Below are 25144 nucleotides of genomic sequence, written 5' to 3'. Positions count from 1 at the left end.
GCAACCTAACCGATGGACCGGCGCCGTCACGGCACCCTGGTGACCGTGTCCGGCGGTGTGGCGCCTAAAGTCGCTCGACCGGACGCCGGGGGTCCGCACCCACGGCCCCGTCCGCCGCCGGGCGGGCGCGCGCGGGTACGCCGTACGGCACGACGGCCGACAGGGCGATGCCCGCGGCGATCACCAGCGCGCCCGGGAGGGACCAGGTCGCGGCGGGCCCGGCGAGCGCGGCGCCCAGGGCGAAGCCGGTGATCTTGAGGCTGGCCCCGGTGGTGAAGACCTGTCCTCGCAGGTGGTCCGGGGCCTCGCGGTTGCGGATGGTGAACAGGGCGGCCATCTGCGGGCCTTGCCCGATGCCGGCGCCGACGGCGGCGAGCAGCAGCGCGGCCGGGTGGCCGAGGGCGGCGACGGCGAACGACGCGGAGAGGACGAGGTTGCTGCCCCACACCACGGTGTCCGGCCGCAGCGTCTGCGGCCTGCGGGCCAGAACGGCGTTGGCGGCGAAGGCGGATGCGGCGATCACGGAGAGCAGGACGGCACCGCGGGCCGCGCCGCCGAGGTGGCGTTCGCCGAGGAGCGGCGTGCACGCGACGAGCACGCCGTCCGCGACACACGTCACCACCGAGGCCACGGTGCCGCGCAACAGTGTGGGGCTGTTCCCGATCACGCGGAAGCCGGAGGCCAGTCCGGCCCGCATGGAGACGCCCGGTTCGGCGGGCCGGGCCCGGCGCGGCAGTGCGGCGGCCACGGGCGCGGCGGTGCAGATCAGGCAGAGCGCGGCCAGGACGCCCACGGTCGCGCCGGACAGCCCGACGGCGAGTGCCGCCAGCGCCGGCCCGACCAGCGTCGCGAAGTTGTAGGTCATGGCGTCGTACGCGGTGGCCCGCGGCAACGCGTCGGCCCCTACGGCGGACGGCAGTTGCGCCGTCCAGCCGCCCGACAGCGCGGGCCCGACCAGCCCGCCGAGGACCGAGACCGCGACGACGACCCCGAGCGGGACGCGCCCGAGCAGCACGGTGATGACCGCGAGCACCGCCGCGTACAGCACGAGCGCCGCGGCGAGCAGCCGCCCCGGCCGGTCGGCACGGTCGAGGAGGACGCCGACGACCGGCCCACCGACCGCGGCGGCGACCGTCAGCCCGGCGAGCAGCGCCGAGCCGGACGCCGCCGACCCGGTCGCGGCGAGCCCCGCGAGCAGCAGCGCGGGCCCCGACATCTCGTTGCCGGTGCGCGCCGCGATCGCACCCGTGAGGTACCAGCGCAGCGTGAATCGCTTCACCATGCGCGGCACGCTACGCAGTAACGTGCAAAGGTCCCAGACTGTTTCGGGACGCGGACGCGACCACGGAACCGGCGGGACGCCAGGCGCCCCGCCGTCCCGCTGGTCCCGCAGTCCCGCAGTCCCGCTAGAAGTCCTCGTCGAACGACACCGACCCCGTGACGGCGACCTGGTACGCCGACACGCGCCGCTCGAAGAAGTTCGCCAGCTCCTGCACGTCCTGCAGTTCCATGAACGCGAACGGGTTGGCCACCCCGTACATCGGCGCCATCCCCAGCTGCGCCAACCGCCGGTCGGCGACGTGCTGGAGGTAGGTCCGCATGTCCGCGACGGTCATGCCCGCGACGCCGCCGGCCAGCAGGTCCTCGGCGAAGGCGGTCTCGGCCTCGACCGCCTCAGCGAGCATCCGCCGTACGTCCTCGGCCAGTTCGTCGTCGAACAGGTCGGGCTCCTCGGCCCGCACGGTCTCGACGACCTGGAACGCGAAGTCCATGTGCGCGGACTCGTCGCGGAAGACCCAGTTGGTGCCGGAGGCCAGCCCGTTGAGCAGGCCGCGCGAGCGCAGGAAGTACACGTACGCGAAGGCCCCGTAGAAGAAGAGGCCTTCGATGCACGCGGCGAAGCAGATCAGGTTGAGCAGGAACTGCCGCCGATCGTCCCGGGTTTCGAGCCGTTCGAGGCCCATCGCCGAGTCGATCCAGCGGAAGCAGAACTCCGCCTTGCGCCGGATCGACGGGATGTGCTCGACGGCCGCGAACGCCTTGGCGCGCTCGTCCGGGTCGGGCAGGTAGGTGTCGAGCAGCGTCAGGTAGAACTGGACGTGCACGGCCTCTTCGAACAGCTGGCGCGACAGGTACAGCCGCGCCTCGGGCGCGTTGATGTGCCGGTACAGGTTGAGCACCAGGTTGTTGGCGACGATGGTGTCGCCGGTCGCGAAGAACGCCACGAGCCGCTGCACCAGGTGCCGTTCGGCGGGCCCGAGCTTGTCGAGGTCCGGGAGGTCGGAGTGCAGGTCGACCTCTTCGACGGTCCACGTGTTGCGGATCGCCGCCCGGTACTTCTCGTAGAAGTCGGGGTAGCGCATGGGACGAAGCGTGAGGTTCATCCCCGGGTCGAGCAGTCTCACTGGCAGGCCTCGCAGGCTTCGGGGTTCTCCAGGGAGCAGGCGATGGCTTCCTCGTCGGCCACCGCGGGGGCGGCGGCGACGGTCGCCTGCTGGATGCGCGTCGCGGGCCGCGAGCGCAGGTAGTACGTGGTCTTGAGGCCGGTGGACCACGCGTAGCGGTACATCGACGACAGCTTGCCGATGGTCGGGTCGGCCATGAACAGGTTGAGCGACTGCGACTGGTCGATGTACGGCGAGCGCGCCGCGGCCAGGTCGATCAGCGCGCGCTGCGGGAGCTCCCACGCGGTGCGGTACAACCGGCGTACGTCCTCGGGGAGTTCGACGATGTCCTGCACCGAGCCCTCGGCGCGCTTGATGCGGTCGCGCACGGCGGCGGTCCACAGGCCGCGCGCCTTGAGCTCGCGCACCAGGTAGGTGTTGATCTGCAGGAACTCGCCGGACAGCGTCTCGCGCTTGAACAGGTTGGAGACCTGCGGCTCGATGCACTCGTACGCGCCGGCGATCGACGCGATCGTGGCGGTCGGGGCGACGGCGATCAGCAGCGAGTTGCGCAGCCCGTGCGCGGCGACGCGGTCCCGGAGCGCGTCCCACCGCTTGGTCTGGGTCGGCGTGACGCCGTCCCACAGGTCGGGCTGGAGCCGGCCGCGCGCGGCGTGGGTCTCCTCGTACGCGGGGTGCGGTCCGGCCTCGGCGGCCAGGTCGCAGGAGGTCTCCAGCGCGGTGAGGTAGATCTCCTCGGCGATGCGCGTGGACAGTTCGCGCGCTTCGGGCGCGTCGAACGGCAGGCCGAGCGAGAAGAACACGTCCTGGAGGCCCATGACGCCGAGGCCGACGGGGCGCCAGCGCGGGTTGGACGCGGCGGCCTGCCCGGTCGGGTAGTAGTTGATGTCGATGACGCGGTCGAGGAAGGTGACCGCGGTGCGGACGGTCGCGCGGAGCTTGTCCCAGTCCATGCCGCCGTCGGCGACGTGCGCGCCGAGCTGCACGGAGCCGAGGTTGCACACGGCGGTCTCGCCGTCGCTGGTGACCTCGAGGATCTCGGTGCACAGGTTGGACAGGTGGACGACGTTCCCGGGCTCGGCGGCCTGGTTGCAGGTGCGGTTGGCGGCGTCCTTGAAGGTCATCCAGCCGTTGCCGGTCTGCGCGAGGGTGCGCATCATGCGCGCGTACAGCTCGCGCGCGGGGATCTGCCGCACGAACCGGCCGTCGCATTCGGCCTGTTCGTAGACGGCGTCGAACTCGGGGCCCCACAGGTCGGGCAGTTCGGGGACCTCGTTGGGGTCGAACAGCGACCACACGCCGTCGGCGTCGACACGCCGCATGAACAGGTCGGGGATCCAGTTGGCAAGGTTGAGGTTGTGCGTGCGCCGCGCCTCTTCGCCGGTGTTGTCCCGCAGTTCGAGGAACTCGAGGATGTCGGGGTGCCACGGCTCGAGGTACACGCACGCGGCGCCCTTGCGGCGGCCGCCCTGGTTGACCGCCTGCACGGAGGCGTCCAGCGTGTTGAGCCACGGGACGATGCCGTTGGAGTGGCCGTTGGTGCCGCGGATGAGCGCGCCGCGCGAGCGGATGCGGGACCACGCGACGCCGATGCCGCCGGCGAACTTGGAGAGCCGGGCGATGCGGCCGTACATGTCGTAGATCGACTCGAGGTTGTCCTGCGGGGAGTCGAGCAGGTAGCAGGACGACATCTGGGTGTGCCGGGTACCGGAGTTGAACAGCGTCGGCGAGCTGGGCAGGTACGCGAGCGAGGACATCAGGCGGTAGAAGCCGACGGCCTCCTCGGCGGTCCGGGACAGGCCGCAGGCGACGCGCAGCAGGAAGTACTGCGGGGTCTCGACGACCTGCCGGTTGACCGGGTGGCGCAGCAGGTAGCGGTCGTAGACGGTGCGCAGGCCGAAGTACTCGAAGCGGCGGTCGGCACCCGCGGCGAGCGCGCTGTCGACGGCGGCGTCGAGTTCGGCGGCGTGCGCGGCGACGAAGGCGGCGGTGGTGTCGCCGATCAGGCCTTCGGCGTGGCCGAGCGCGATGCCTTCGCTGAACGCGCCGACGCCCTGGCTGCGGACCTCGGCGCCGATAGTGCGGGCGAGCAGGCGCGCGGCGAGCCGCGAGTACTCGGGCTCCTGGGCGATGAGTTCGGCGGCGGTACGCACGGCCAGCGCGTCGAGTTCGGCGGCGGTGGCGCCGGTGTGTAGGCCGGCGACGGCGCGGTCGACGACGCGCGCGGGGTCGGTGTCGGGGAGGTCGGCGGCGAGCGCGCGGACCGCGTCGAGGAGGGCCTCGGGTGCGGTGGGGAGCGCGGCGGCGTCCGCCTCGACAATTGCCGACGAACCGGTAGAAACCGGTCGGTTCTGGGCGCGCGGAATCGCGCTGTCCATGACGGTCACGGGGCTCTCTCCTCGCGAGCTCGATCGTGCGGTGACCACCGTGCACGCCGACAGGGAGCGGGCACGGGCAGCCGGCAGGTCTTCGGACTCGCGGGCATGCCGGGCACCGGCACACCGATGGCGTGTGCCGGGCCGCGGAGGTCCTAGTGGCCGTCGCTTCCCCCGGGCCCGAAGGCCCGGAGTGCTCTGGTGACGGCGGTCGTTCCCGCTCACCGCTGCGGGGGCAGTCCCGGCTTTCGCGTGCGACGTCGGTCGGCTCTCGAGCCGTCCGCGTGGCACCCGGGTTCCCTCTTCAAAGGCGCGCGACGCCCCGGACAGAACCATGCCTGACGGGACATCAGCGCCTTTTCGCCACCCGCTCCAAGTGCCCGGAGCGGGTGAACCAGCTGCGAGCAGGAGCATATATGTAGTGGGTGCCCGCGCATGCGACCCCTAGTGGTTGTGTCGGGCGTGTCGCGCGCAAGGTGTCGTTCACCGGGGGGTTCCACAGCCGTCCGCTCCCGGGTATGTTACCCCCGGTAACACCGATCTCCCCCAGGGAAGGTGGTCGTATGGCGACCCCGCTCATGGCGGCCCGCGCCGGGGTTTCCGGGCCGGACATCGACGGATTCCGCACCGTCCAGCGCCTCGCGTACGACTGCGCCGAAGCCGTCGCCGCGCAGCTGCGCCCCGGCGTCACCGAGCGCCAGGCCGCCGCGATGATGCGCCGCTGGCTCGCGGACCGCGGCGTGCACGACTGGCTGCACCTGCCGTTCGCGTGGTTCGGCGACCGCACCGCGTTCACCGGCTTCAAGGTTCCGCACCAGTTCTTCCCGACCGGCCGCCGGCTGACCGAGGGCATGCCGTTCATCCTCGACGCCGCGCCGATCTACCAGGGCTACACCGCCGACATCGGCTACACGTCGTCGCTCGGCCCCAACCGGGTCCTCGACCACCTCCTCGACGACCTCGCCGTGCACCGCGCGCTCATCGTCGAGGCCGTGCGCGCCGGCCGGACGCTGCGTCAGATCTACCTGGACGTCGACGAGTTGATGGCCCGCCAGGGCTACGAGAACCGGCACCGCGCCTACCCGTTCGGGGTCATCGCGCACCGCGTCGGCAAGATCTCCGACGGCACGGTCCGCCCGCACGCCTTCGGCTTCGGCAGCCGCGCTCTGCTGGGCCTCCTCCAGGACGGCGTACGCGGCCACCGCGAGGGCTGGTCCCCGCTGTGGAACCCGCGCAAGAGCTCCGACCACCCCGCCACGCCGGGCCTGTGGGCGGTCGAGCCGCACCTCGGATTCCGGGGCGTGGGCGCCAAGTTCGAGGAGCTGCTGGTGGTCCAGGAGGACGGCGACGCCTACTGGCTCGACGACACGCTCCCCCACCTGCGCCGCTGGGCCGGGCGCGGCATCTCCGGGAGCCTCGCCACCGGCAGCGCGCCCGACGCCGACCCCCCCGGCGAGACCGCCGCCCGGGCCGTCGTGGCCACCGCCGAAGCGATCGCCAAGGAGGCGGTGTGACCTCGTTGTACGACCTGCCCGGCGCGCGCCGGTTCGAGGTCGCCTCCACCGACGGCGTCCGCCTCGCCTGCGTGGAGGCCGGCAACCCGGCCGGGCCCACCGTGCTGCTGCTGCACGGCTACCCCGACACCAAGGAGGTCTGGGCCGACGTCGCGGCGCGGCTCGCCGACCGCTACCGGATCGTCGCGTACGACGTGCGCGGCGCCGGCGAGTCCAGCCGCCCCGACGCGACCTCCGCCTACGCGCTGCACCGCCTGACCGACGACTTCGAGCACGTCCTCGACGCCGTCGCGCCCGACGGCAGGGTGCACCTGGTCGGGCACGACTGGGGCTCGGTGCAGTCCTGGGAGTTCGTGACGACGCGCCGCACCGCGGAACGCGTCGCCTCGTTCACCACGGTCTCCGGGCCGAGCCTGGACCACCTCGCCCTCGTCACCCGCGAGGGCCTCGCGAGGCCCACGCCGAAGCGGCTCTCGCGCAACGTCGAGCAGCTGTTCCGCTCGTGGTACGTCTACGCGCTGCACATGCCGGTCGTCCCCGAACTGGCGTGGCGCGGCGTGCTCGGCAAGCACTGGCCCGCGATGATGGCGCGGTCCGAGAAGACGCTCGGCCCGCCCGAGCCGTCGCTGCCCGAGGACGCCGCGTTCGGCGCCAAGCTGTACCGCGCGAACGTCCGCCACCGCATGGCCGCGCCGCGGCACGACGCGATCGCCGAGATGCCGGTGCAGCTCGTGGTCCCGGACCGCGACAAGTTCCTCGCCAAGCGGCTGTACGACGAACTCGACCGGTTCGCCCCGCATCTGACCCGCCGCCAGGTCTCCGGCGGCCACTGGGTGCCCCGCACCCGGCCCGACCTGATGGCCCGTTGGATCGGAGAGTTCGTGGACCAGGTGGAACAGCACGGCACGGCGAAGCCCGCCACCGCGGCGGCGACGCTCGCCTCCAAGGGCCGCAAGGCACGCCGCGACGAGGCCAACCGCCGCCGTTTCGCGGGGCAGTTGGCAGTGATCACCGGCGCGGGCAGCGGCATCGGCCGGGCCACCGCGCTGTCGCTGGCCGAGGCCGGTGCGCGACTGGTCCTCGTCGACCGCGACGCGGCGTCGGCGGAGCGCACCGTGGACCTGGCCCAGGTCCTGGGCGCCGCCGAGGCGTACGCCGAGACGGTCGACGTGTCCGACGCCGAGGCGATGGAGCAGCTCGCCGCGAAGGTCCGTGCCACGCACGGCGTTCCGGACCTGGTCGTCAACAACGCCGGTATCGGCATCGCGGGTTCGTTCCTGGACACCTCGCCCGAGGAGTGGAAGCGCACGCTCGACGTCAACCTGTGGGGTGTCATCCACGGCTGCCGGCTGTTCGGCGCGATGATGGTCGAGCGCGGGCAGGGCGGTCACATCGTCAACACCGCGTCCGCGGCGGCGTTCCAGCCGTCGAAGGGCCTGCCGGCGTACTCGACGTCGAAGGCCGCGGTGCTGATGCTGTCGGAGTGCCTGCGCGCCGAGTTCGCGTCGCACGGCATCGGCGTGACGGCGATCTGCCCGGGCTTCGTGGCCACCGGCATCACCGGCGCGACGCGCTTCGTCGGCACCAGCGCCGAGAAGGAGCGCTCGCTGCGCGAGAAGACCACCAAGGCGTACAAGCGGCGCGGCTACGGCCCGGAGAAGGTCGCCGACGCGATCCTGCGCGCGGTCGCCGAGAACACCGCCGTGCAGCCGGTGACGCCGGAGGCGCACGCCGCGTACGCCGCCTCGCGGTTCACGCCGCGCGTCCTGCGTGCGCTCGCCCGCGTCGACCTGCCGAAGTGACCGTCGCCCGAACCGAAGTGAGGAGGTATCAGCCGTGACAGCGGAGACATCCGTCAGCGCGATTTCCGTCAGCGACACACCGATCCGCCCGCGCCGGGTGGCGTTCGACTGGGAGAACACCCCCGTCCACTGGATCCCGGGGGACGCGCCCAGCACCCACCTGATCAACGTCCTGCACCTGCTGCTGCCCGCCGGCGAGAAGTGGTTCGTGCACGTCTACAAGCAGGCCCTGCCGCTCATCACGGACGACAAGCTGCGCGAGGACGTGCGCGGCTTCATGGGCCAGGAGTCCGTGCACTCGTACTCGCACGCGGCCGTCCTGGACCACCTGCGCGACCAGGGCATCGACACGCGCGGCTACACCAAGCGCCTGGACTGGTTCTTCTTCGACTTCCTGGGCGACAAGCCGCTCATCCCGATGCCCGCTCTCGAATGGCTCAAGCTGCGGCTGTCGATCATCGCGGCGGTCGAGCACTTCACCGCGCTGCTCGGCAAGTGGGTGCTGGACAACGAGGAGCTCGACATCCTCGGTGCCGACCCGATGATGATGGACCTGCTGCGCTGGCACGGCGCCGAGGAGGTCGAGCACCGCTCCGTCGCGTTCGACCTGTACCAGCACCTCGGCGGCACCTGGGGCCGCTACCCGCGGCGCGTCGAGGGCATGGTCTTCACCGCGCCCGCGCTGCTCGGCCTGTGGCAGATCGGCGCGAGCTACCTGATGCGGCACGACCCGTCGATCCCCGACCGCCGCTACACCTTCCGCGACATGCGCCGCGCGGCCCGCCAGGACCGGGTGCCGAGCTACCTCATGCTCATCGGGGCGATTCCGCGCTACTTCAAGCCGTCGTACCACCCCGAGGGCGAGGCCTCGACCCAGAAGGCGATCGACTACCTCGCCACCTCCCCGGCCGCGCTCGAAGCCGAGCGCCGCGCCGCCGCACGCCGCGACAAGCTGAGCGCCTGACCGGGACCCAGCGCACCGCGGACCGCCCGGGCGGGACAGGGTACGGGAGCGCCCTGCCCCGCCCGGGCGTGGTTGTCAGTCCTCCATCAGGCGGGCCTGCATCGCGGTGATGCGGTGAATGACGGCGATGGCGAACGCGGCGGCGACGGCCGTCAGGACGAGACCGAACGAGGCCATGACGAAGGAGCGGTGCGCGCCGTCGAGCAGTTCGGCGGCCGTCGCCTTGCCTTCCCTGACCTTGTCCGGAGACGTGTGGCCGGTCAGCGACCTGCCGTAGAGGAAGGACGCGGCGGCGAAGGTCAGCCACCAGCCCCACAGGAGCAGGTGCCGCGCCCGTGGGCGTCCCTCGTGCGCGGTCTGCTCGCTGACGCTGCCCTTCCAGATGTCGTGCGCGACGATCGCCGGAAGCACGGCCATGCCGAGCGGAACGATCCAACCGCCGACCGCCCAGCCCTTGCCGAGCGTGCGCGGTCCGGGCGAGAGCGCCTCGATGTTGGTCCGGGCCCGGTAGAACCAAGGGATGAACGCCGCCGCACCGAGCAGTTCGAGCCCGAGGGGGCCGCTCCACGACCGTGCGACGAGTTCGTCGTCCTGATAGGGGTTCTCCCCGTTCCACCGCGCGGGGTCCATGCCGTTGACGTCCGCGGCCTGCCGCATCAGCACCACGGCGCAGGCCAACGCGAGGACGCCGATGACAGCGAGTGCGATGGACGCGATCTTCGCCCTTCCCCGGAGCGGCCGGGCCACCGCGGGCGGCAGTGCCGCCGGCATCGGCGTCGGCCACGCGGCGTTCGGGGGCGGGAGCTGGGACGGGACGTCTGCGGACACGTGGGGTTCCCCGGAGTGGCTGTGGTGGACCGGCTGGTAGCGGGGCGCGTCGAGCGGTCCCCACCGGCGCCCGGCATCCTGCCGTACGACGGCGACAGTGTCACCGGTGGGTTGGCCGGAAAGATTCCCGTGGCCCACCGATGAGTTCCGGAAGGAGTCGCGGTCCAAAGGGGGTACGGCTCGTTCCCTGGGAGAGGACTGTCCCCATGACCACCCTGCACGACGACGTCCGCGCGCTGTTCGCCGGTGTCAACTTCGCCCACCTGGCCACGCTCATGCCGGACGGTTCCCCGCACTCCGTCCCGCTGTGGGTGGACATGGAGGGCGACCGCGTCGCGTTCCTGACCGGGCCGACGTCGCGCAAGGCCCGCAACCTGGACAAGGACCCACGGGTCGCGCTGTCCGTGCTCGACGCGGCGGATCCGCGCCGGATGGCGCACGCGCGCGGCCGGGTGGTGAAGTGCGTCGACGGCGACGAGGGCTGGGCGATCATCGACCGGATGGCCCTGAAGTACCTCGGCGTTCCCTACCCGCGCGGTGAGGAGCGGGTGGTGTACCTGGTCGAGGTCGAGCACTCGGGATTCATGTCGTTCTGAGCGGACAGCCGTGAGGGACGGGTGCGCGGGGCGGGCCGGAGACGGCGCGGCCCGTCCCGCGCACCCGGGTTCGGGGGCTACCGGGCGCGCGCGAAGCGTTCGGCGTACGCCCGGAAGAACTCCGCTTCCGCGAGCACCGCGCCGCGCAGTTCGCTGACCAGCACGCGCTCGTTGGGCCCGTGCAGGTTGCACAGGCTGTCCTGGGCGCCCATCAGCAGGATCTCGGCGTGCGGCTGCGCGGCGGCGAGGCTGTTGACCAACGGGATCGACCCGCCGGCGGCGGCGTGGACGGGGTCGTCGCCCCACGCCGCGCGCAGTGCCTCGTGCGCGGCCTGGTAGGCGGGCCCGCCGGTGGCGGCGGCGAAGCCCGCGCCCGGTTCACCGGCGCGGCGCACGGTGAGCGGGATGCCGAACGGCTTGGCCGCTTCGAGGAATTCGATGACGATGCGCTCGGCCTCGACGGGGTCCTGCCGCAGGTGCACGCGCACGTTGAGCTTCGCGCGGGCGGAGGGGACGACGGCGGAGGCGGCGCGGTCGACGCTGGGCGCGTCCAGGCCGATGACGGTGATCGCAGGCCCGGACCACAGGCGGGCGCCGAGGCCGCCGGTGCCGATGAGCGGGAGGTCGTCGCGGACGCCGGCGAGGGTGCGGAACTCGGCCTCGGTCCAGCCGGATCCGTCCCACTCCTCGCGCAGCAGGCCGGGGACGGCGACGTCGCCCGCGTCGTCGTGGAGGGTGGCGAGGGCGTGCATGAGCGCGATGAGCGCGTCGGGCGCCGCGCCGCCGAAGTTGCCGCTGTGCTTGGCGACGTCCAGGGTGCGGGCCTCGACAACGAGTTCGACGACGCCGCGCAGCGCGACGGTCAGGGTGCCCGCGCCGGGGCGGATGTTGCCCATGTCGCCGACGACCATGGCGTCGCACGCGAACTCGTCGGCGTGCTCGGCCGGGTAGTCGTCGAAACCGCTGCCGTACTCCTCCTGGCCTTCGAAGACGACGCGGACACCGACCGGCGGCCTGCCGTCGAAGGCGCGGATGGCGCCGATGTGGGCGATCAGGTTCGACTTGTCGTCGGCCGCGCCGCGCCCGTGGACGGCGCCGTCGCGGTCGGTCGGCTCGAACGGTTCGGTGGTCCACAGCGCCTCGTCGCCGGACGGCTGGACGTCGTAGTGCGCGTACAGCAGGACGGTCGGCGCGTCGGGAGTGGGCGGCGGGATGTGGCCGGTGACGACGGGGGCGGTGTCCGGGAGGGTGAGCGCCTTGACGTCCTGGACGCCCGCGTCGCGCAGCAGTTCGACGACCAGGTCGTAGGCGGCCTTGACCGGCTCGTCCGGGTAGCCGGGGAAGTTGACGGACGGGATGCGGGTCAGGCGGCGCAGGTCGTCGCACAGGCCGTCCATGAGGCCGTCGACACGGGTGGCCAGGCCCTCGGTCATCGCGTCCGCTCCTTCGCCGTCTCGTCGCCGCGTCGTCGCATGCCGGACGGACGGACCCGTCCGGTTCAGACCATGGTTGCCGCCCGGGTGGGCGGCTGCGACTCGGCGAAGGACGTGGACGGCAGGGCCGCAGGGCACGCGTCGGAGGGACTTTCGTCCCGCCGACACGGCCGCGGCGGGGTCAGGCGACGGGCTCGTCGGCCAGGTACGGCGGCGCGGGCTCGTACTGGATGTAGCGGCGTACGGCGCGCGCGTGGTCGCGGCCGTGCAGCCGTCCGACCAGCCACAGCGCCATGTCGATGCCGGCCGAAACGCCCTGCGAGGTAGCCAGGTTGCCGTCCACGACGTAGCGGGCGTCGCGGACGACGGTGATGTCGCCGCGGGCTTCCAGCGTGTCCTCGAACCCGTGGTGCGTGGCCACACGGCGCCCCCGCGCCGGCCCGGCCTCGTGCAGGAGCAGCGAGCCGGTGCACACGCTGGTCACCCACTCGGCGGTCTCGGCCGTCTTGGCGATCCACCCCATGAGCACCTCGTTGGCGACCTCGCGGCGGGTGCCCATGCCGCCGGGGACCAGCAGGACGTCGAGCGGCGGGTGGTCGGCGAGCCCGAACTCGGCCGTGGTGACAAGGCCCTTCGCGGCCCGCACCGGCCCGGGGCGCTCAGCGACGGCGACGACGCGGTCGCCGTGGCCGTCCCGCTCGCGCAGCATCGCGGAGGCGCCGAAGACCTCCCAGGGGCCGACCAGGTCCAGTTCCTCGAAGTCGTCGAACATCAGTAGGCCGTACGTGGTCACGAGTGGTCCTTTCGGTGCGTGACGGGGTCCGTCGGGGGGTCACGGGCGCGGGGCGGCGGGCCGGCTGCTGCGGAACCGCTCGCGGTAGTCCGACGGCGAGACGCCGAGCCGCCGGTGGAACGTGCGGCGCAGCGTCTCGGCGGTGCCGAAGCCGCAGTGCCGCGCGACCGACTCGACGGGGTCGTCGCCCTCGGCGAGTGCGCGGCGGGCCGCCTCGACGCGGACCTCCTCGACGTACGCGGTCGGCGAGACGCCGCACTCGGCGGTGAACCGGCGTTGGAAGTGCCGTGCGCTGAGCCCCGCGCGGGCGGCGAGCGTGTCGACGGTGTGCCGGGCGGCCGGGTCGGTGGCGACCGCGTCGGTCGCGGCGCGGATGGGGTCGGTGGTGCTGCGGGCGGCGCGCATCGGCACGCTGAACTGCGACTGGCTGCCGGGGCGACGCAGGAACAGCACGAGTTCGCGGGCGACCGCGTGGGCGGCCTCGCGGCCGAGGTCGTCCTCGACGAGGGCGAGCGCGAGGTCCATGCCCGCGGTGACGCCGGCCGACGTCCAGACCGAGCCGTCACGCACGAAGATCGGGTCGGCGTCGACCGTGACGTCCGGATGGACGCGCGCGACCTGCGCGGCGCGGCTCCAGTGCGTGGTGACGGTCTTCCCGGCGACCACCCCCGCGGCGGCGAGCAGCAGCACGCCGCTGCAGACGGACGCGACGCGCCGGGCCCGCGGCGCGGCGTCCCGCACCCACTCCACCGTCGGCAGGTCGCGGCACGCCTGGTCGACGCCGGACCCGCCGACGACGACGAGCGTGTCGATGCGCTCCGCGGCGAGGTCGGCGAGCGCGGCCCCCGCGTGCACGGGGAGTCCGCTGCTGGACGGCACCGGTCCGGCGGTGTGCGCGGCGACGACGCACCGGTAGCCGCCGGCCTGCGCGAAGACCTCGTGGGGGCCGGTCAGGTCGAGCGCCTGGAAGCCGGGGAAGACGACGAAGACGACGGTTCGGGTGGTGGGCACGCGTCCAGCCTGCCGCGCGCGTGCCGATGGCGTCCACGACGCGCACCCCACGGATTGCGCCATCAGGGTGTCGGCGGCGAGGATGTCGCCAGGCGCCCCCTGTGCGCCCTGGACGATCAACTCCAGTGGCGGATAATGAAGTTGGTTGGGATCCATCCGCTTTAGCGCCCGATCCGCGTCTTTCGTCCGGTCGTCGCCGCCGAGGAGGCGGATCGCGGAGAGTCAGGGGGACGCCATGGTGCGCGCGAACGGCGAGCGCCCGTGGTACGCGCGCCTGCCCGCCGTGCTCGACGGGTTCAAGGCGCGGCGTCGGCGTGCCGTCGGCAGCGCGGTCCGCGCGGCGGGGTCGCGGGCGGCGGCGGTGTTCGGCCTGGTGGTGCTGGTGCTGGTCGGCTGGATCCTGGCCGACGTCACGTTCGGCCACGACCCGAGCCGGCGCAACGCCGAGCCGCCGAAGCCCACGCCGCCGACCACCCCGGCGTGGCCGCCGATCGAACCGGCCGCCGTCGCCGCCGCGGGCCCGGCGGCGCAGGACCAGCCCGTCCCGCCGCAGAACCGGCCGCCGTCCGGGCCTGCCCCGGCCGAGGCGCCGACGCCGACGCAGCCGCCTCCGAGCCACGCGCCCGCCCCGCCCAAGTCCACCACCCCGGCCCCGCAGCCCCCGGCCGACCCGCCCGCGAGCCCCACGCCGCCTCCCCCGGCACCGGAGCCCGCCCCACCGCCGAAGCCCGTCGCGTACGCCCACCAGTACAACCTGCTGGTCCGCAGCGCCCCGACGCAGCGCTCCGACCTGGTCGCGTCGGTGCCGAACAACACGCCGCTGACGCTGATCTGCTACACGACCGGCCCGAGCGTGGTGTCGTCCAGCGGCCGTTCGACGACGACGTGGGACAAGGTCACCGAGCCGGGCGGCAAGACCGGCTATGTCTCGGACGGTTGGGTGCTGACGTCGGACGACGTCACGAAGCTGGTGTCGGGCTGCTGACGCGGGTCAGTCCTCGGTTCCGCCGTCGAGCCGGCGGGCCTCGGCCACGATCAGGTCGCGCAGCGCCCGCATGTGGGGCCGGGTGTCACCGTCGCGCCACTGCATCTCCAGCGGCAGTTCCGCCGGGGTGGTCAGCGGCAACGCGCGCACGCCCTCCGGCAGCGACGCCGTCACCGAGTGCGGGACGAGCGAGAACGCACGGCCCTCGGCGAGCAGGTAGAGCCGTGAGCCGACGATGCGCGGCGGGCTGACGAGGAGGAACGGGTCGAGGCCGCGTTCGGCGCAGATCGCGCGCAGCCGGTCGTGATAGCGGGGGTTCTGCTCGCGCGGCCACAGCAGGAGCGGGAGGTCGTGCAGCGCGGCAAGGTCGACGGCGTCGCCCGAGGCGCTGGGGTGGTCGCGGCTCAGCGCGGCGAACACCGGTTCGTGCGCGACGACCTGGGCGGTGTAGCCGTCGAGCGGCGCGAGGAAGCGGCCGAGGCCGAGGTCGCCGTGCTCGGCCGCGAGCTGGGCCGCGACGGCGCCGGTGTCGACGGCGACGTCGTCGATGGTGACGTCCGGGAGTTCACGCTCCGCCCGCTTGATGACGGCCGGCAGGAGCCGGTTCACGACACTCGGCGTCGCGACGACGCGGACCGTCTTGAGCCGGGACGCCTCGTACATGCGCACGTCCCGGACGAGCCGGTCGGCCTGGGCCAGCAGCCCGCGCCCCTGCTCCACCATCGCCTCGCCCGCGGGCGTGAGCCGCACCGAGCGGCCCGACCGGTCGAACAACGGCACGCCGAGCGCGCGCTCGAGGCGGGCGACCTCCTGGCTGACGGTCGGCTGGGAGATGTGCAGCGCCTCGGCGGCCCGGCCGAAGTGCAGGTGGTCGGCCACCGACACGAAGACCTCGACCTGCCGCAACGTCACTCCCATAGGCTTAGGCTATCGCTTGCATCGGGATTGATTGTGGATTCCCGGTTCCGGGGCTCCTAGGGTGGCGTGCGGACCCGTCCGGCATCCGTCCGGCCCCGTCTCGCCAGTCCACATGCCCGCGTCGGCCACAGAAAGCGCTGCACATGAACTCGTCCGTCGTCCGTGTATCCGAAGAGGTCGAAGCCGCGGTCCGCGAGGGCCGGCCCGTCGTGGCGCTGGAGTCGACGATCTTCACCCACGGTCTGCCGCGCCCCCGCAACCTCGAGGTGGCCCGCGAGGCCGAGGAGATCCTGCGCGGCCAGGGCGTCGTCCCGGCGACGATCGGCGTGTACGCCGGCACGCCGACCGTCGGCCTGACCCCCGAGCAGATCACCGAGCTCTCCGAGACGGACGGCATCGCCAAGGTCAGCCTGCGCGACCTCCCCGTGGTCAGCGCGCTCGGCCTGCACGGCGGCACGACCGTCGCCGCGACCGCGTTCCTCGCGCACCGGGCGGGCGTGAAGGTGTTCTCCACCGGCGGCCTCGGCGGCGTGCACCACGGCGCGTCGCAGACCTTCGACGAGTCGGCCGACATGACGACGCTGGCCACCACCCCGGTACTCGTCGTCAGCGCGGGCGTGAAGTCGATCCTGGACATCGCCGCGACGCTGGAGCGGTTCGAGACCCTGAACATCCCCGTGCTCGGCTACGGGACCACGCGCTACCCGGGCTTCTACGTGACCGACTCCGGCCACGAGGTGGGCTACTCCGTGTCGACCCCGGAGGAGGCCGCCGCGGTCCTCAACGCCCGCGACGGGCTGGGCCTGCCGCAGGCGGTGCTGCTCGCGAACCCGGTGGCCGCCGACAAGCAGCTGCCGCCGGAGGAGCTCGACGCGATCCTGGCCGCGGCCTGGGCGGAGGCCGACCGCAAGGGCATCATCGGCAACGCCACGACGCCGTTCCTGCTCGACTACATCCAGCGCACGACCGGCGGCCGCAGCCTCGACGTCAACGTCGAGGTCTACCGCGGCAACGTCGCGCTCGGCGGCCGCGTCGCCGCGGCCCTGTCCGCCTGACGGGGCGGGGGCGCGGACACGTGATCGGGATCATCGGGGACCTCGTCGAGGACACCGTCGTGTGGCTGTCCGGGCCGATCGAGCACGGCACGGACACCGAGTCGCGGATCTTCCACACCCGCGGCGGCAGCGGAGCGAACGTCGCGACGAGCGCGGCCCGGTTCGGCGCGACCCGGTTCATCGGCTGCGTCGGCGCGGACGCCCGAGGGGACGCGCTGGTCGCGACCCTGGAGGCGGACGGCGTGGACGTGCGGGTCAACCGGCACGGCAGCACCGGCACCATCGTCATCCTCATCGACGCCGAGGGTGAACGGACGATGCTGCCGGACCGCGGCGCGTCCGTCCTCCTCGACGAGGTGCCGGACGCGTGGCTGAACGACCTGCGGCTGCTGCACGTTCCGGCGTACGCCTTCCACGGCGAGCCCACCGGCATCACGACGGCCGACGCGATCCGCCGCGCCCGGTCCTTCGGCGCGCGGATCTCCGTCGACGCCTCGTCCACAGGAATGCTCGCCCGCTACGGCGCCCGCCGCTTCCTCGACCTGATGGCCGAGCTGCGCCCGGACGTCCTGCTGGCCAACGCCGAAGAGGCCGCCTGCCTGGGGCTGTGGTGGTCCGGCGCACCGGGCCCCGACCGGGTCGCCCTCCCCGACACGATCGTGGTCGTGAAGCACGGCGCCGACCCGACCTGGGTCGACGCCCCAGGCGCCGACCCGTTCGCGATCCCGGTCCCCCCGGTCCGCGAAGTGCGGGATCTGACCGGCGCAGGCGACGCCTTCGCCGCAGGGTTCCTGTCGACCTACATGGAGACCGACGACCTGACCAAGGCCTGCGCAACAGGCCACGCCGCCGCAGCCCGAGTCCTGACCTCCCCCGGCTCGGCGCCCCTGTAGGACGAGTCCGGGTCACGGGAGCAACGGCCGCCGCCCCGCCCGACGACGGATCGTCAGCGCGGCGCTGTTCCGGCTTCAGCTCCAGGCCGAAGCCGCGTGCTGGCGTCACCGCAGGCAACACCGTCGAGACGGGCGGGCGCGGCAGCCGACCCACGACGCCGCCGACTCTTGCAAGCGGCTCCGGCCGAACGCTCGGGGCTGGTGAGCGCGTCGGTGCTCGCCGCCCCGCGCGTCGGCACGGCGCAGCCTGGCCCGCCTGCCGACCAGTTCGCCTCGGGGCCCGGGCCGTCGGCGGGCGCTCCTCCACCGCGCCGCCGATGCGAGACGAGTCAGCGAAGCGCGAGCAGTCGCGTCCGTCCCGTGCGGTGCGGGCGTCGACACTACTCCCCTTGGCCCCGTCGATGCCGCACAGCCCGACCGGGTGACCGCTGCTCGCGTAGGGCCGGGTTGTCGGCGGGCGCTCCTCCTCCGCGTCGGGGCGCTGCGCTCGTCTCCGCGCGCGCTGGCGCCGTTCGGACTGGCCTGCTGATCGGTTCGGGTCGGGCGCCGGCTGTCGGCGGGCTCGTCGGCCGCGTCGGGCCACATCGTCGCGTCCCCGTCCTGACCTCCACGGGTGGCTGACGGCTCGTCACCCCGGCGGGGGGGGGTTCGCGTTGCCGTGGGGGCGGGTTGCCGCGACCATGGGCCAAAGGCGGTTCGTCCTGTTTCGCGGCCGTCGTCGTGTCCGACCAGGAGGCCCCGTGCGCGCGGTAGCCGTCGCCAAGCCCACCGGCAGCCCGGAGCTCATGCGGCTTCCGGTGCCCGAGCCGGGTCCGGGCGAAGTTCTCGTCAAGGTGGTCGCGGCGGGGTTGAACCCGGTCGACTGGAAGCTCGCGGACCGGGCGCGGGACGGGGTCGCCGAGGCGGTGTACCCGCTGATCTACGGGGTCGACTTCGCCGGCAAGGTCGCCGCGCTCGGGCCCGGCGTGTCGAAGTTCAACGTGGGCGACGCGGTCTTCGGCCAGCCCGCCCCGGCGGCGGTCGGCGCGTACGGGACGTACGCGGAGTACGTGGTCGCGGCCGAGGACGGCGTCCTCGCGCTCGCCCCCGACGCTTTGCCGCTGCCGCTCGCCGCCGCGCTGCCGACCGCCGGGATGGCCGCGTTGTCGATCCTGGACGTCGGCGGCGTCGAGGCCGCGCAGACACTGCTCCTCGTCGGCGCCGCCGGCGGGGTCGGGTCGTTCGTGACGCAGTTGGCGGCGTCGAGGGACGTGCGGGTGGTCGCCGTGACCCGGGGCGTCGGCGAGCTGCTGATGGGTGAACTGGGCGCAGCCGACACCGTCGACGCGAAGGCCGGGCCGCCGGTGGACGCGTTGCGTGAGGCGTACCCGGACGGCGTCGACGCCCTGGTGGACCTGGTCTCGCCGCCCGAGGCGTTCGCCGAGTACGCCACGCTGGTCTCGGACGGCGGCGTGGCGATCAGCGCGATCCGGTCGGCGGACGTCGAGTCGCTGGCCCGCCGCGGCGTGGAGGGCGTCAACTTCGTCGTGGAGCCCAACGGCCACCTGCTCGCCCGCCTCGCCGCGGAGGTGTCGGCCGGTCGGGTGACGGTGCAGCTCGGCGCCCAGGTGCCACTCGCCGACGCCCCGGACGCCGTGGCACGCGGCCGCGCCGGCAAGGCGGCGCGCGGAAAGACGGTCATCCTCGTCTGAGCGGCCGCAACCGACGTGGGGAAAGCCCGCGCGGAAATCCGCCGCGCCGCGTGCGGCCGACCGCCGCGTACCGGGACCCGGCCCTGCTGAAGTTCCACCTGGACGACGTCGGCTCGGGCGCCGGGCGCGCCGCCGAACTCGCTGATCCGGCACCGCGGGTGGCCACGCGCGACCAGGTGCTGACGGCGGGCGACTACCCGTTCGCGTACGTCCTGGAGTGGACGCCGCACCACCTCGACCTGGTCTGCGGCACCGTCCGGGGTCGAGCGGGCCTGTGCTGCCGTTGATGCGGATCGACCGTTTGACAGCGGTTCGCCGGTTGTTTGACGGCCGCGCAGCGACCACAACCACCAAAAGCTTGATCGAGTCTGATATTAGTCGAGGCCTGCACATCAGCCCCACCCCGGGAGCCCTCATGCCCGACCCCGCAGGCCCCGCCGACCCGGACCACCCCGTCGAGTCCCCCCACCGCGCCGCGTGGCGCCCCCTCCGCGACGACCTCGCCCGGCGCCGTACCGCCGCCCGTGCGATGGGCGGCCCGGCCAAGCTGGCCCGCTACACCGCGGGCGGGCGGCTCACCGCGCGGGCGCGGGTCGACGCGTTGCTCGACCCTGGCTCGTTCACCGAGCTCGGCACGCTGGCCGGCGGCGCGGACGTCCCCGCGGACGCGTTCGTCGCCGGGTCGGGCCGGGTCGACGGCCGTCCGGTGTTCGTCGGTGCGGAGGACTTCACCGTGCAGGGCGGTTCGATCGGTCCGTCCGCCGCCGCCAAGCGGGCCCGGCTCGCCCGCCTCGCGGGGCAGGAGCGGGCGCCGCTGGTCATGCTGCTCGAGGGAGCGGGCCACCGCGCGACCAACGCCCTGCAGGGCCACACCGCGTCGCCGAACGACCTCCAGGCGCTCACCGAACTCGCGGGCGTCGTCCCGACCGTCGCGGTCGTCACCGGCCCGTCCGCCGGGCACGGCGCGCTCACCGCGCCGCTGTCGGACTTCGTGGTGATGGTCGCGGGCGAGGGGGCGCTGTTCACCGCCGGTCCCCCGCTGGTCGCCGCGGCGATCGGCGAGCAGGTCGACAAGCTGACGCTCGGCGGCGCCGACGTGCACACCGTCCTCAGCGGCGTCGCGCACAACGCGGCACCCGACGACGCGGCCGCGCTGCGGCTGGCCCGCCGCTACCTGTCCTACCTCCCGTCGAACGCGTGGCAGCGCCCGCCGTACGCCGGCCCCGAGCACGGCAACGCCGACACCGGACCGCGCCCGGTCGACGCGCTGCTCGACCTGATACCGCCGGACGCCCGCCGCCCGTACGACATGCGCGCCGTCCTCGAGACCGTCTTCGACGCCGCCTCGGTGCTCGAACTCCAGCCCCGTTTCGGCGCGTCCGTGCTCACCGCGCTGGCCCGGCTCGGCGGCCACGCGGTGGCGGTGGTCGCGAACCAGCCCGCCGTCAGGGCCGGGACGATCGACGCGGACGCGGCGGCGAAGGCGGCCCGGTTCGTCGAGGTGTGCGGCGCGTTCCACCTGCCCGTCGTGTTCCTGGCCGACAACCCCGGCGTGCTCGCCGGGTCGGCGTCGGAGCGCGCGGGCATCCTGCGCGCGTCCGCCCGCCTGTTCGCGGCGCAGCACCGGCTGCGGGTGCCGAAGCTGCACGTCACGCTGCGCAAGGCGTTCGGGTTCGGGTCGTCGGTGATGGCGATGAACCCGTTCGACGCGCAGACGGTGTCGTACGCGTTCCCGGGCGTCACCCTCGGCGGCATCCCCGCGGCATCCGGCGCCGCGACGGCGAAGCAGGACGCCGAGACCAGCGCCCGGCTGGTCGCGAACGAGGCGTCGGGGCCGTGGCGCTCGGCCAACGCGCTGTCGTACGACGACGTGATCGACCCGGCCGAGCTGCGCGACGTACTGCTGGAAGGCCTCGCCCGCGCCCGGGCGCGCACCGAGGGCCCCGTCGAGCCGGTCACGCACACCGGCTACCTGCCCTGACGCGCCTTCACATCTGTGGCGGCGTCCGGTAGCCAGGTGCGCATATGGAAGCTGACGACGCTGGTGGACGGCCTGTGCTTCGCCGAGGGCCCGCGGTGGCACGCCGGGCGGCTGTGGTTCTCGGACCTGGTCAGGCACCGCGTGCTCGCGGTGGACGGGCTGGGCGCGGTCGAGGAGGTCGTGCCCGAGCACGAGGACCAGCTGTCCGGGCTGGGGTTCCTGCCGGACGGCGACCTGCTGGTGGTGGCGATGGCCGGGCGACGCGTGCTGCGCCGGGCTTCCGACGGGACGCTGAGCACCCACGCGGACCTGAACGCGCCGGAGCTCGGCAGGCTGCACGTCAACGACATGGTGGTGCGCGCGGACGGCTTCGCGTACGTCGGCCAGATGGGCTACGACTACGCGACGCACGACACGCGGCCCGAGCCGCTGCCGCTGCTGGGCGTCGCGCCGGACGGCACCGTGCGTGCGGTCGCCGAGGACCTGCACTGCGCGAACGGGATGGCGCTCTCGCCCGACGGGACGCTGCTGGTGGTCGCGGAAAGCGCGGCGCAACGGCTGACCGCGTTCGACGTCGCGGCGGACGGATCGCTGTCCGGGCGCCGGGTGTTCGCCGCGCTCGGCCCGCGCGACCACCCCGACGGGATCTGCCTGGACGCGGAGGGCGCGGTGTGGGTGGCGTGCCCGGTCGCGCGCCGGTTCGTGCGGGTGCTGCCCGGCGGCGAGGTGACCGACGCGATCGAACTGGGCGACGAGCGGCGCGCGATCGCGTGTGTGCTGGGCGGGCCGGAGCGCCGGACGCTGTTCATGGTGACGGCGGAGACGCTGGGCGACCCGGACACGTCGCGGGCGCTGCGCGCGGGCCGGATCGAGACGACCGAGGTGGCGGTGGCCGGGGCGGGGACGCCGTAACGGCCGCGCCCGGACACGGGCGTGCGGCGGCAGGAGCGCCCCGTTCCTACCGCCGCACGCGTCTTGGGGCCCGGCGTCAGCCGGCCGCCAGCAGGACCGTCCCGGCGAGCGCGAGTCCCGCGCCCAACGCCTGGGCCGCCTGCAGCCGTTCCTTGAGGATCCCGTGTGCCGCGAGTGCCGTGACCACCGGGTACAGCGACGCGAGGACGGCCGCGACGGTGACCGGTCCGAGCCGGGCGGCCGTCGAGTACGTGCCGTTCGCGGCGACGTCCGCGACGCCGACCACGGTGAGTGCGAGCACGAGCTTAGCGGGCATCCGGGCCCACGCCGGACGCGTTGAAGCACCGTTCGCTGTGGGCGTGTTCGACGGGGGCTCTTCGGCCGTGCCGTGGGGCGGTCCGGCCGCGGCCCGGGCCCGGCCGCGGCGTTCGGTCAGGAGCAGCAGTGCGCCGCCGCTGCCGACGTTGACGACGCGCTGGACGAACAGCGCGAGGAACAATCCGGTGACATTGGTGGACGCCTCGGCGATGAGCGCGAAGACGGTACCGAAGCCGAGCGCCGCCCCGAGGGTGAGCAGCAGGGTGGACCGGTGGACGGCTGCGCCGCCGAGCCTGGGGCCGCCTGCGAGGGCAATGCCGACGACCGCGACGAGGATCCCCGCGTACTGCAGCAGCCCGGGCCGGTCGCCGTGGACCGCGAGGCCGACGGTGACCGGGATGATGACGCCCGCGCTGGCGAGCGGCGAGACCACGCCCATGGGGCCGCGGGCGAGCGCCTCGTAGAAGCAGAGGAGGGCGACGGGGCCGACGATTCCGGCGCCGACCGCGAACCACAGACGCGGGCCCGCCTCGTCGTAGGCCCCGGTGGCGGCGACCACGACAGCGAGCACGAGCGCGGCGGCGGCCTGCGAGAGCACGACGACGCGCGCGGAGGCCATGCGTCGCGACAGCAGGCCCGCGCCGAAGTCCGCAAAGCCCCACAGCGCGCTGGTGAGCAGCGCGAGCACTATCGTCATCGCCAGACCTCGAGTGCAGTACGGTGAACCGGATGGTTCAGTAGAACGTAGTGCATCAGAGTGAACTGTGTCATCCAGAATATTGGACGGTCGGATGCCCGAGCTCAAGATCATCGCGGACTCGCTGGCCCGCAACACCAAGCGCGTGCGCCAGGCGCGCGGCCTCAGCCTGGACAAACTCGCGGCCCGCGCCGGCGTCAGCCGCGGCATCCTCATCCAGATCGAGGCGGCCCGCACCAACCCGAGCCTCGGCACCGTGATCCGCGTCGCGGACGCGCTCGGCGTCAGCATCGCCCAGCTCCTCGACTACTCCGACGCCCCGACCGTGCGGATCACCGCCGACGAGGACGCCGTCGTCCTGTGGCACACCGAGGCCGGCTCGCAGGGCCGCCTCCTCGCCGGCACCGAGGCCCCCGGCCCGCTCGAACTGTGGAGCTGGCGCCTGATGCCCGGCGAGCGACACGACTCCGACCCGCACCCCGTCGGGACCGCCGAGCTCGTCCGGGTCGACGAGGGCGAGCTGACCCTCGTCCTCGACGGACACGACCACGTGATCCCGGCCGGGTCGACGGCGAGCTACGAGTCGCACGTGGCGCACACGTACGCGAACAACGGGAGCGTGCCGACGGTGATCACGCTCGTGGTGTCGGTGCCGCCGCCGCGGTAAGGCCTGACGGGCGGTCGGGGGCGGCCTGAGCGACTCGGGGTGGCCTGCGCGGCTTGGGCGGCCTGAGCAGCTCGGCAGGTCGGGCGGCTGTGCGGCTCGGCAGGTCGGGCGGGTCGGGCGGGTTGGGCGGCCGAAATTGGTCGGTCGCGGGAGGTCCCTTTTTGGCACGACGTGCCATACGGTGGTGGCCGCCGGAACTGATGGTGCGTCATGCGGGTTCGCGGGAACGGCCCGTCGTGGTCCGGCAGCAGCTCGTCACAGCGTCGTGTACAAGGAGCCGATCATGAGCGTCACCCCCGAGCGGACTGGCCGCACCGTCCTGGTCACCGGCGGCGGCTCCGGCATCGGCCGGGCCATGTCGATCGCCTTCGCGGCGCTCGGCGACCGCGTCGTCGTCGCGGACCTGTTCGAGGAGACGGCCGGCAAGACGGTCGCCGAGATCCAGGCGGCGGGCGGTACCGCCACCGCGGTGCAGGTCGACGTCGCGAACGAGGAGTCGGTCGCGGCACTGGTCGCCACGACGGTGTCCACGTACGGCGGCCTCGACGTGCTGTGCAACAACGCGGGCGTGCTGGACTCCATGGGCGTGCTCGAGGACATCTCCCTCGCCGAGTGGCAGCGCACCATAGGCGTCAACCTGACCGGCGTGTTCCTGGTCGCCCGCGCGGCGCTCCCCCACCTGCTGGAGAGCAAGGGCAGCATCATCAACACGGCCTCCGAGGCGGGCATCCGCGGCGGCTGCGGCGGCCCCTCCTACACGGCGTCCAAGCACGGTGTGGTCGGCCTGACCCGCAGCATCGCGTACATGTACCGCGAGCAGGGCGTGCGCTGTAACGCGATCTGCCCCGGCGGCGTCAACACCAACATCGTCCAGGGCGAGATGAGCGAGGCCGGCTTCGGCCGCCTCGCGGGCGTCCTGATGAACGCGGGCGCGATGGCCGAGCCGGAGCAGATGGCCTCGGTCGCGGTGTTCCTGGCGTCGGACGCGGCGTCGTACGTGAGTGGGGCGATCATGCCGGTCGACGGCGGCTGGTTCGCCGGCTGACCCGGCTTCCAACAGGCCTGCCGTTCGGGGGCGGCCTGGGGACGGTGGCTGCACCGTTCCTGGGCCGCGCCGGCGCGTCGTGAACTGCGCCGGCCTGCACCGTCCCGTGCCTGTTCGGCTGTTGGCGGCCTCCCGCCCCTCCCGCTCTTCGATTTTCCGCGCGGACGGCCCGCGCCTCAAGCCGCGGTGTCTCCAACGTGGTTCAGGCGGCCTTTGTGGTGGTTGAGGGGGCGGCTTGACCCGCGGGCCGGCCGCCCTGAC

Annotated in this window: 21 protein-coding genes, 1 pseudogene and 1 riboswitch; of the genes and pseudogenes, 13 read left to right on the top strand and 9 right to left on the bottom strand. The window is 73.5% G+C overall.

Annotation, left to right across the window (positions count from 1 at the left end):
* Positions 1-64: 64 nt before the first annotated feature.
* The 3 genes from QI554_RS00110 to QI554_RS00100 all read right to left on the bottom strand — a co-directional run bounded on the left by QI554_RS00110 (position 65) and on the right by QI554_RS00100 (position 4783).
* Positions 65-1282 carry an MFS transporter gene (locus QI554_RS00110; RefSeq protein WP_281464385.1) on the bottom strand — a complete coding sequence of 406 codons (1218 nt, stop codon included), beginning with the start codon at positions 1280-1282 and terminating at the stop codon, positions 65-67.
* A gap of 124 nt (positions 1283-1406) precedes the next feature.
* Positions 1407-2363, bottom strand: coding sequence for a ribonucleotide-diphosphate reductase subunit beta (locus QI554_RS00105; protein ID WP_281464383.1), 957 nt, complete (start codon positions 2361-2363; stop codon positions 1407-1409).
* A 38-nt stretch (positions 2364-2401) separates the two neighbouring features.
* Positions 2402-4783, bottom strand: coding sequence for a ribonucleoside-diphosphate reductase subunit alpha (locus tag QI554_RS00100; protein WP_281464429.1), 2382 nt, complete (start codon positions 4781-4783; stop codon positions 2402-2404).
* A gap of 65 nt (positions 4784-4848) precedes the next feature.
* Positions 4849-5124, bottom strand: a riboswitch (cobalamin riboswitch).
* A gap of 219 nt (positions 5125-5343) precedes the next feature.
* On the opposite strand from QI554_RS00100, the gene QI554_RS00095 reads away from it, so the two are divergent.
* From QI554_RS00095 to QI554_RS00085, 3 genes are read left to right on the top strand one after another with little or no spacing between them, the layout of a single operon-like run.
* Complete coding sequence (locus tag QI554_RS00095) at positions 5344-6294, top strand: M24 family metallopeptidase (RefSeq protein ID WP_281464381.1); 951 nt, start codon at positions 5344-5346, stop codon at positions 6292-6294.
* The gene (locus tag QI554_RS00090; protein WP_425527892.1) at positions 6291-8096 is read left to right on the top strand and encodes an SDR family oxidoreductase; all 1806 of its coding nucleotides are present in this window, start codon (positions 6291-6293) and stop codon (positions 8094-8096) included. The genes QI554_RS00095 and QI554_RS00090 overlap by 4 nt, the downstream gene beginning before the upstream one ends.
* A 34-nt stretch (positions 8097-8130) precedes the next feature.
* On the top strand, positions 8131-9060 hold the full coding sequence (locus tag QI554_RS00085; RefSeq protein WP_281464378.1) for a metal-dependent hydrolase: 930 nt from the start codon (positions 8131-8133) through the stop codon (positions 9058-9060).
* A gap of 75 nt (positions 9061-9135) precedes the next feature.
* Here QI554_RS00085 and QI554_RS00080 read toward each other — a convergent pair whose 3' ends face one another.
* Positions 9136-9888 carry a DUF4328 domain-containing protein gene (locus QI554_RS00080; protein ID WP_281464376.1) on the bottom strand — a complete coding sequence of 251 codons (753 nt, stop codon included), beginning with the start codon at positions 9886-9888 and terminating at the stop codon, positions 9136-9138.
* 206 nt (positions 9889-10094) lie between these two features.
* Between QI554_RS00080 and QI554_RS00075 the strand changes: the two genes are divergently transcribed.
* Positions 10095-10484: a PPOX class F420-dependent oxidoreductase gene (locus QI554_RS00075; RefSeq protein WP_281464374.1), complete on the top strand. Its 390-nt coding sequence runs from the start codon at positions 10095-10097 to the stop codon at positions 10482-10484.
* 77 nt (positions 10485-10561) lie between these two features.
* Here the strand turns inward: QI554_RS00075 and QI554_RS00070 are convergent, their stop codons facing one another.
* The 3 genes from QI554_RS00070 to QI554_RS00060 all read right to left on the bottom strand — a co-directional run bounded on the left by QI554_RS00070 (position 10562) and on the right by QI554_RS00060 (position 13721).
* A complete protein-coding gene (locus QI554_RS00070) occupies positions 10562-11917 on the bottom strand; it encodes a M20/M25/M40 family metallo-hydrolase (protein ID WP_281464371.1) in 1356 nt (451 codons plus the stop codon).
* A gap of 181 nt (positions 11918-12098) precedes the next feature.
* Positions 12099-12710 (bottom strand): DJ-1/PfpI family protein, encoded by a 612-nt coding sequence (locus QI554_RS00065; protein ID WP_281464368.1) that lies wholly within the window; start codon positions 12708-12710, stop codon positions 12099-12101.
* A 39-nt stretch (positions 12711-12749) separates the two neighbouring features.
* Positions 12750-13721 carry a GlxA family transcriptional regulator gene (locus QI554_RS00060; RefSeq protein WP_281464366.1) on the bottom strand — a complete coding sequence of 324 codons (972 nt, stop codon included), beginning with the start codon at positions 13719-13721 and terminating at the stop codon, positions 12750-12752.
* 235 nt (positions 13722-13956) lie between these two features.
* Between QI554_RS00060 and QI554_RS00055 the strand changes: the two genes are divergently transcribed.
* Positions 13957-14706, top strand: coding sequence for an SH3 domain-containing protein (locus QI554_RS00055; RefSeq protein WP_281464364.1), 750 nt, complete (start codon positions 13957-13959; stop codon positions 14704-14706).
* Positions 14707-14712: 6 nt separating this feature from the next.
* On the opposite strand, the gene QI554_RS00050 is transcribed toward QI554_RS00055, so the two are convergent.
* The gene (locus QI554_RS00050; RefSeq protein ID WP_281464362.1) at positions 14713-15624 is read right to left on the bottom strand and encodes a LysR family transcriptional regulator; all 912 of its coding nucleotides are present in this window, start codon (positions 15622-15624) and stop codon (positions 14713-14715) included.
* Positions 15625-15767: 143 nt separating this feature from the next.
* Between QI554_RS00050 and QI554_RS00045 the strand changes: the two genes are divergently transcribed.
* The 6 genes and pseudogenes from QI554_RS00045 (at position 15768) to QI554_RS00020 (ending at position 22156) form a co-directional block, all read left to right on the top strand.
* Positions 15768-16679 carry a pseudouridine-5'-phosphate glycosidase gene (locus QI554_RS00045; RefSeq protein WP_281464360.1) on the top strand — a complete coding sequence of 304 codons (912 nt, stop codon included), beginning with the start codon at positions 15768-15770 and terminating at the stop codon, positions 16677-16679.
* 20 nt (positions 16680-16699) lie between these two features.
* Positions 16700-17572: a carbohydrate kinase family protein gene (locus QI554_RS00040; protein ID WP_281464358.1), complete on the top strand. Its 873-nt coding sequence runs from the start codon at positions 16700-16702 to the stop codon at positions 17570-17572.
* 740 nt (positions 17573-18312) lie between these two features.
* A complete protein-coding gene (locus tag QI554_RS00035; RefSeq protein ID WP_281464356.1) occupies positions 18313-19263 on the top strand; it encodes an NADP-dependent oxidoreductase in 951 nt (316 codons plus the stop codon).
* A gap of 53 nt (positions 19264-19316) precedes the next feature.
* Positions 19317-19508 (top strand): annotated as a pseudogene (locus QI554_RS00030) (maleylpyruvate isomerase N-terminal domain-containing protein); the annotation flags it as partial.
* Positions 19509-19678: 170 nt separating this feature from the next.
* Positions 19679-21244: an acyl-CoA carboxylase subunit beta gene (locus QI554_RS00025; RefSeq protein ID WP_281464354.1), complete on the top strand. Its 1566-nt coding sequence runs from the start codon at positions 19679-19681 to the stop codon at positions 21242-21244.
* Between the two features lie 36 nt (positions 21245-21280).
* A complete protein-coding gene (locus QI554_RS00020; protein ID WP_281464352.1) occupies positions 21281-22156 on the top strand; it encodes an SMP-30/gluconolactonase/LRE family protein in 876 nt (291 codons plus the stop codon).
* A 76-nt stretch (positions 22157-22232) separates the two neighbouring features.
* Here the strand turns inward: QI554_RS00020 and QI554_RS00015 are convergent, their stop codons facing one another.
* Positions 22233-23171, bottom strand: a complete 939-nt coding sequence (locus tag QI554_RS00015; RefSeq protein ID WP_281464350.1) for an EamA family transporter — start codon at positions 23169-23171, stop codon at positions 22233-22235.
* Between the two features lie 94 nt (positions 23172-23265).
* Here QI554_RS00015 and QI554_RS00010 point away from each other — a divergent pair, with 94 nt between their 5' ends.
* Positions 23266-23838 (top strand): helix-turn-helix domain-containing protein, encoded by a 573-nt coding sequence (locus QI554_RS00010; RefSeq protein ID WP_281464348.1) that lies wholly within the window; start codon positions 23266-23268, stop codon positions 23836-23838.
* 283 nt (positions 23839-24121) lie between these two features.
* Positions 24122-24883, top strand: a complete 762-nt coding sequence (locus tag QI554_RS00005) for an SDR family NAD(P)-dependent oxidoreductase (protein WP_281464346.1) — start codon at positions 24122-24124, stop codon at positions 24881-24883.
* Positions 24884-25144: the final 261 nt, after the last annotated feature.

Source organism: Yinghuangia seranimata (genome assembly GCF_029953285.1).
Classification (GTDB): Bacteria; Actinomycetota; Actinomycetes; order Streptomycetales; family Streptomycetaceae; genus Yinghuangia; species Yinghuangia seranimata.
The sequence above is the reverse complement of the archived record's forward strand: the minus strand, read 5'-3'. Positions and strand labels throughout refer to the sequence as shown.

Coding starts and splice junctions, on each gene's coding strand:
- QI554_RS00070 (WP_281464371.1), bottom strand. CDS start 11,917: ATGACCGAGGGCCTGGCCACCCGTGTCGACGGCCTCATGGACGGCCTG.
- QI554_RS00045 (WP_281464360.1), top strand. CDS start 15,768: ATGAACTCGTCCGTCGTCCGTGTATCCGAAGAGGTCGAAGCCGCGGTC.
- QI554_RS00025 (WP_281464354.1), top strand. CDS start 19,679: ATGCCCGACCCCGCAGGCCCCGCCGACCCGGACCACCCCGTCGAGTCC.
- QI554_RS00100 (WP_281464429.1), bottom strand. CDS start 4,783: ATGGACAGCGCGATTCCGCGCGCCCAGAACCGACCGGTTTCTACCGGT.
- QI554_RS00015 (WP_281464350.1), bottom strand. CDS start 23,171: ATGACGATAGTGCTCGCGCTGCTCACCAGCGCGCTGTGGGGCTTTGCG.
- QI554_RS00005 (WP_281464346.1), top strand. CDS start 24,122: ATGAGCGTCACCCCCGAGCGGACTGGCCGCACCGTCCTGGTCACCGGC.
- QI554_RS00075 (WP_281464374.1), top strand. CDS start 10,095: ATGACCACCCTGCACGACGACGTCCGCGCGCTGTTCGCCGGTGTCAAC.
- QI554_RS00010 (WP_281464348.1), top strand. CDS start 23,266: ATGCCCGAGCTCAAGATCATCGCGGACTCGCTGGCCCGCAACACCAAG.
- QI554_RS00105 (WP_281464383.1), bottom strand. CDS start 2,363: ATGCGCTACCCCGACTTCTACGAGAAGTACCGGGCGGCGATCCGCAAC.
- QI554_RS00055 (WP_281464364.1), top strand. CDS start 13,957: ATGGTGCGCGCGAACGGCGAGCGCCCGTGGTACGCGCGCCTGCCCGCC.
- QI554_RS00095 (WP_281464381.1), top strand. CDS start 5,344: ATGGCGACCCCGCTCATGGCGGCCCGCGCCGGGGTTTCCGGGCCGGAC.
- QI554_RS00050 (WP_281464362.1), bottom strand. CDS start 15,624: ATGGGAGTGACGTTGCGGCAGGTCGAGGTCTTCGTGTCGGTGGCCGAC.
- QI554_RS00110 (WP_281464385.1), bottom strand. CDS start 1,282: ATGGTGAAGCGATTCACGCTGCGCTGGTACCTCACGGGTGCGATCGCG.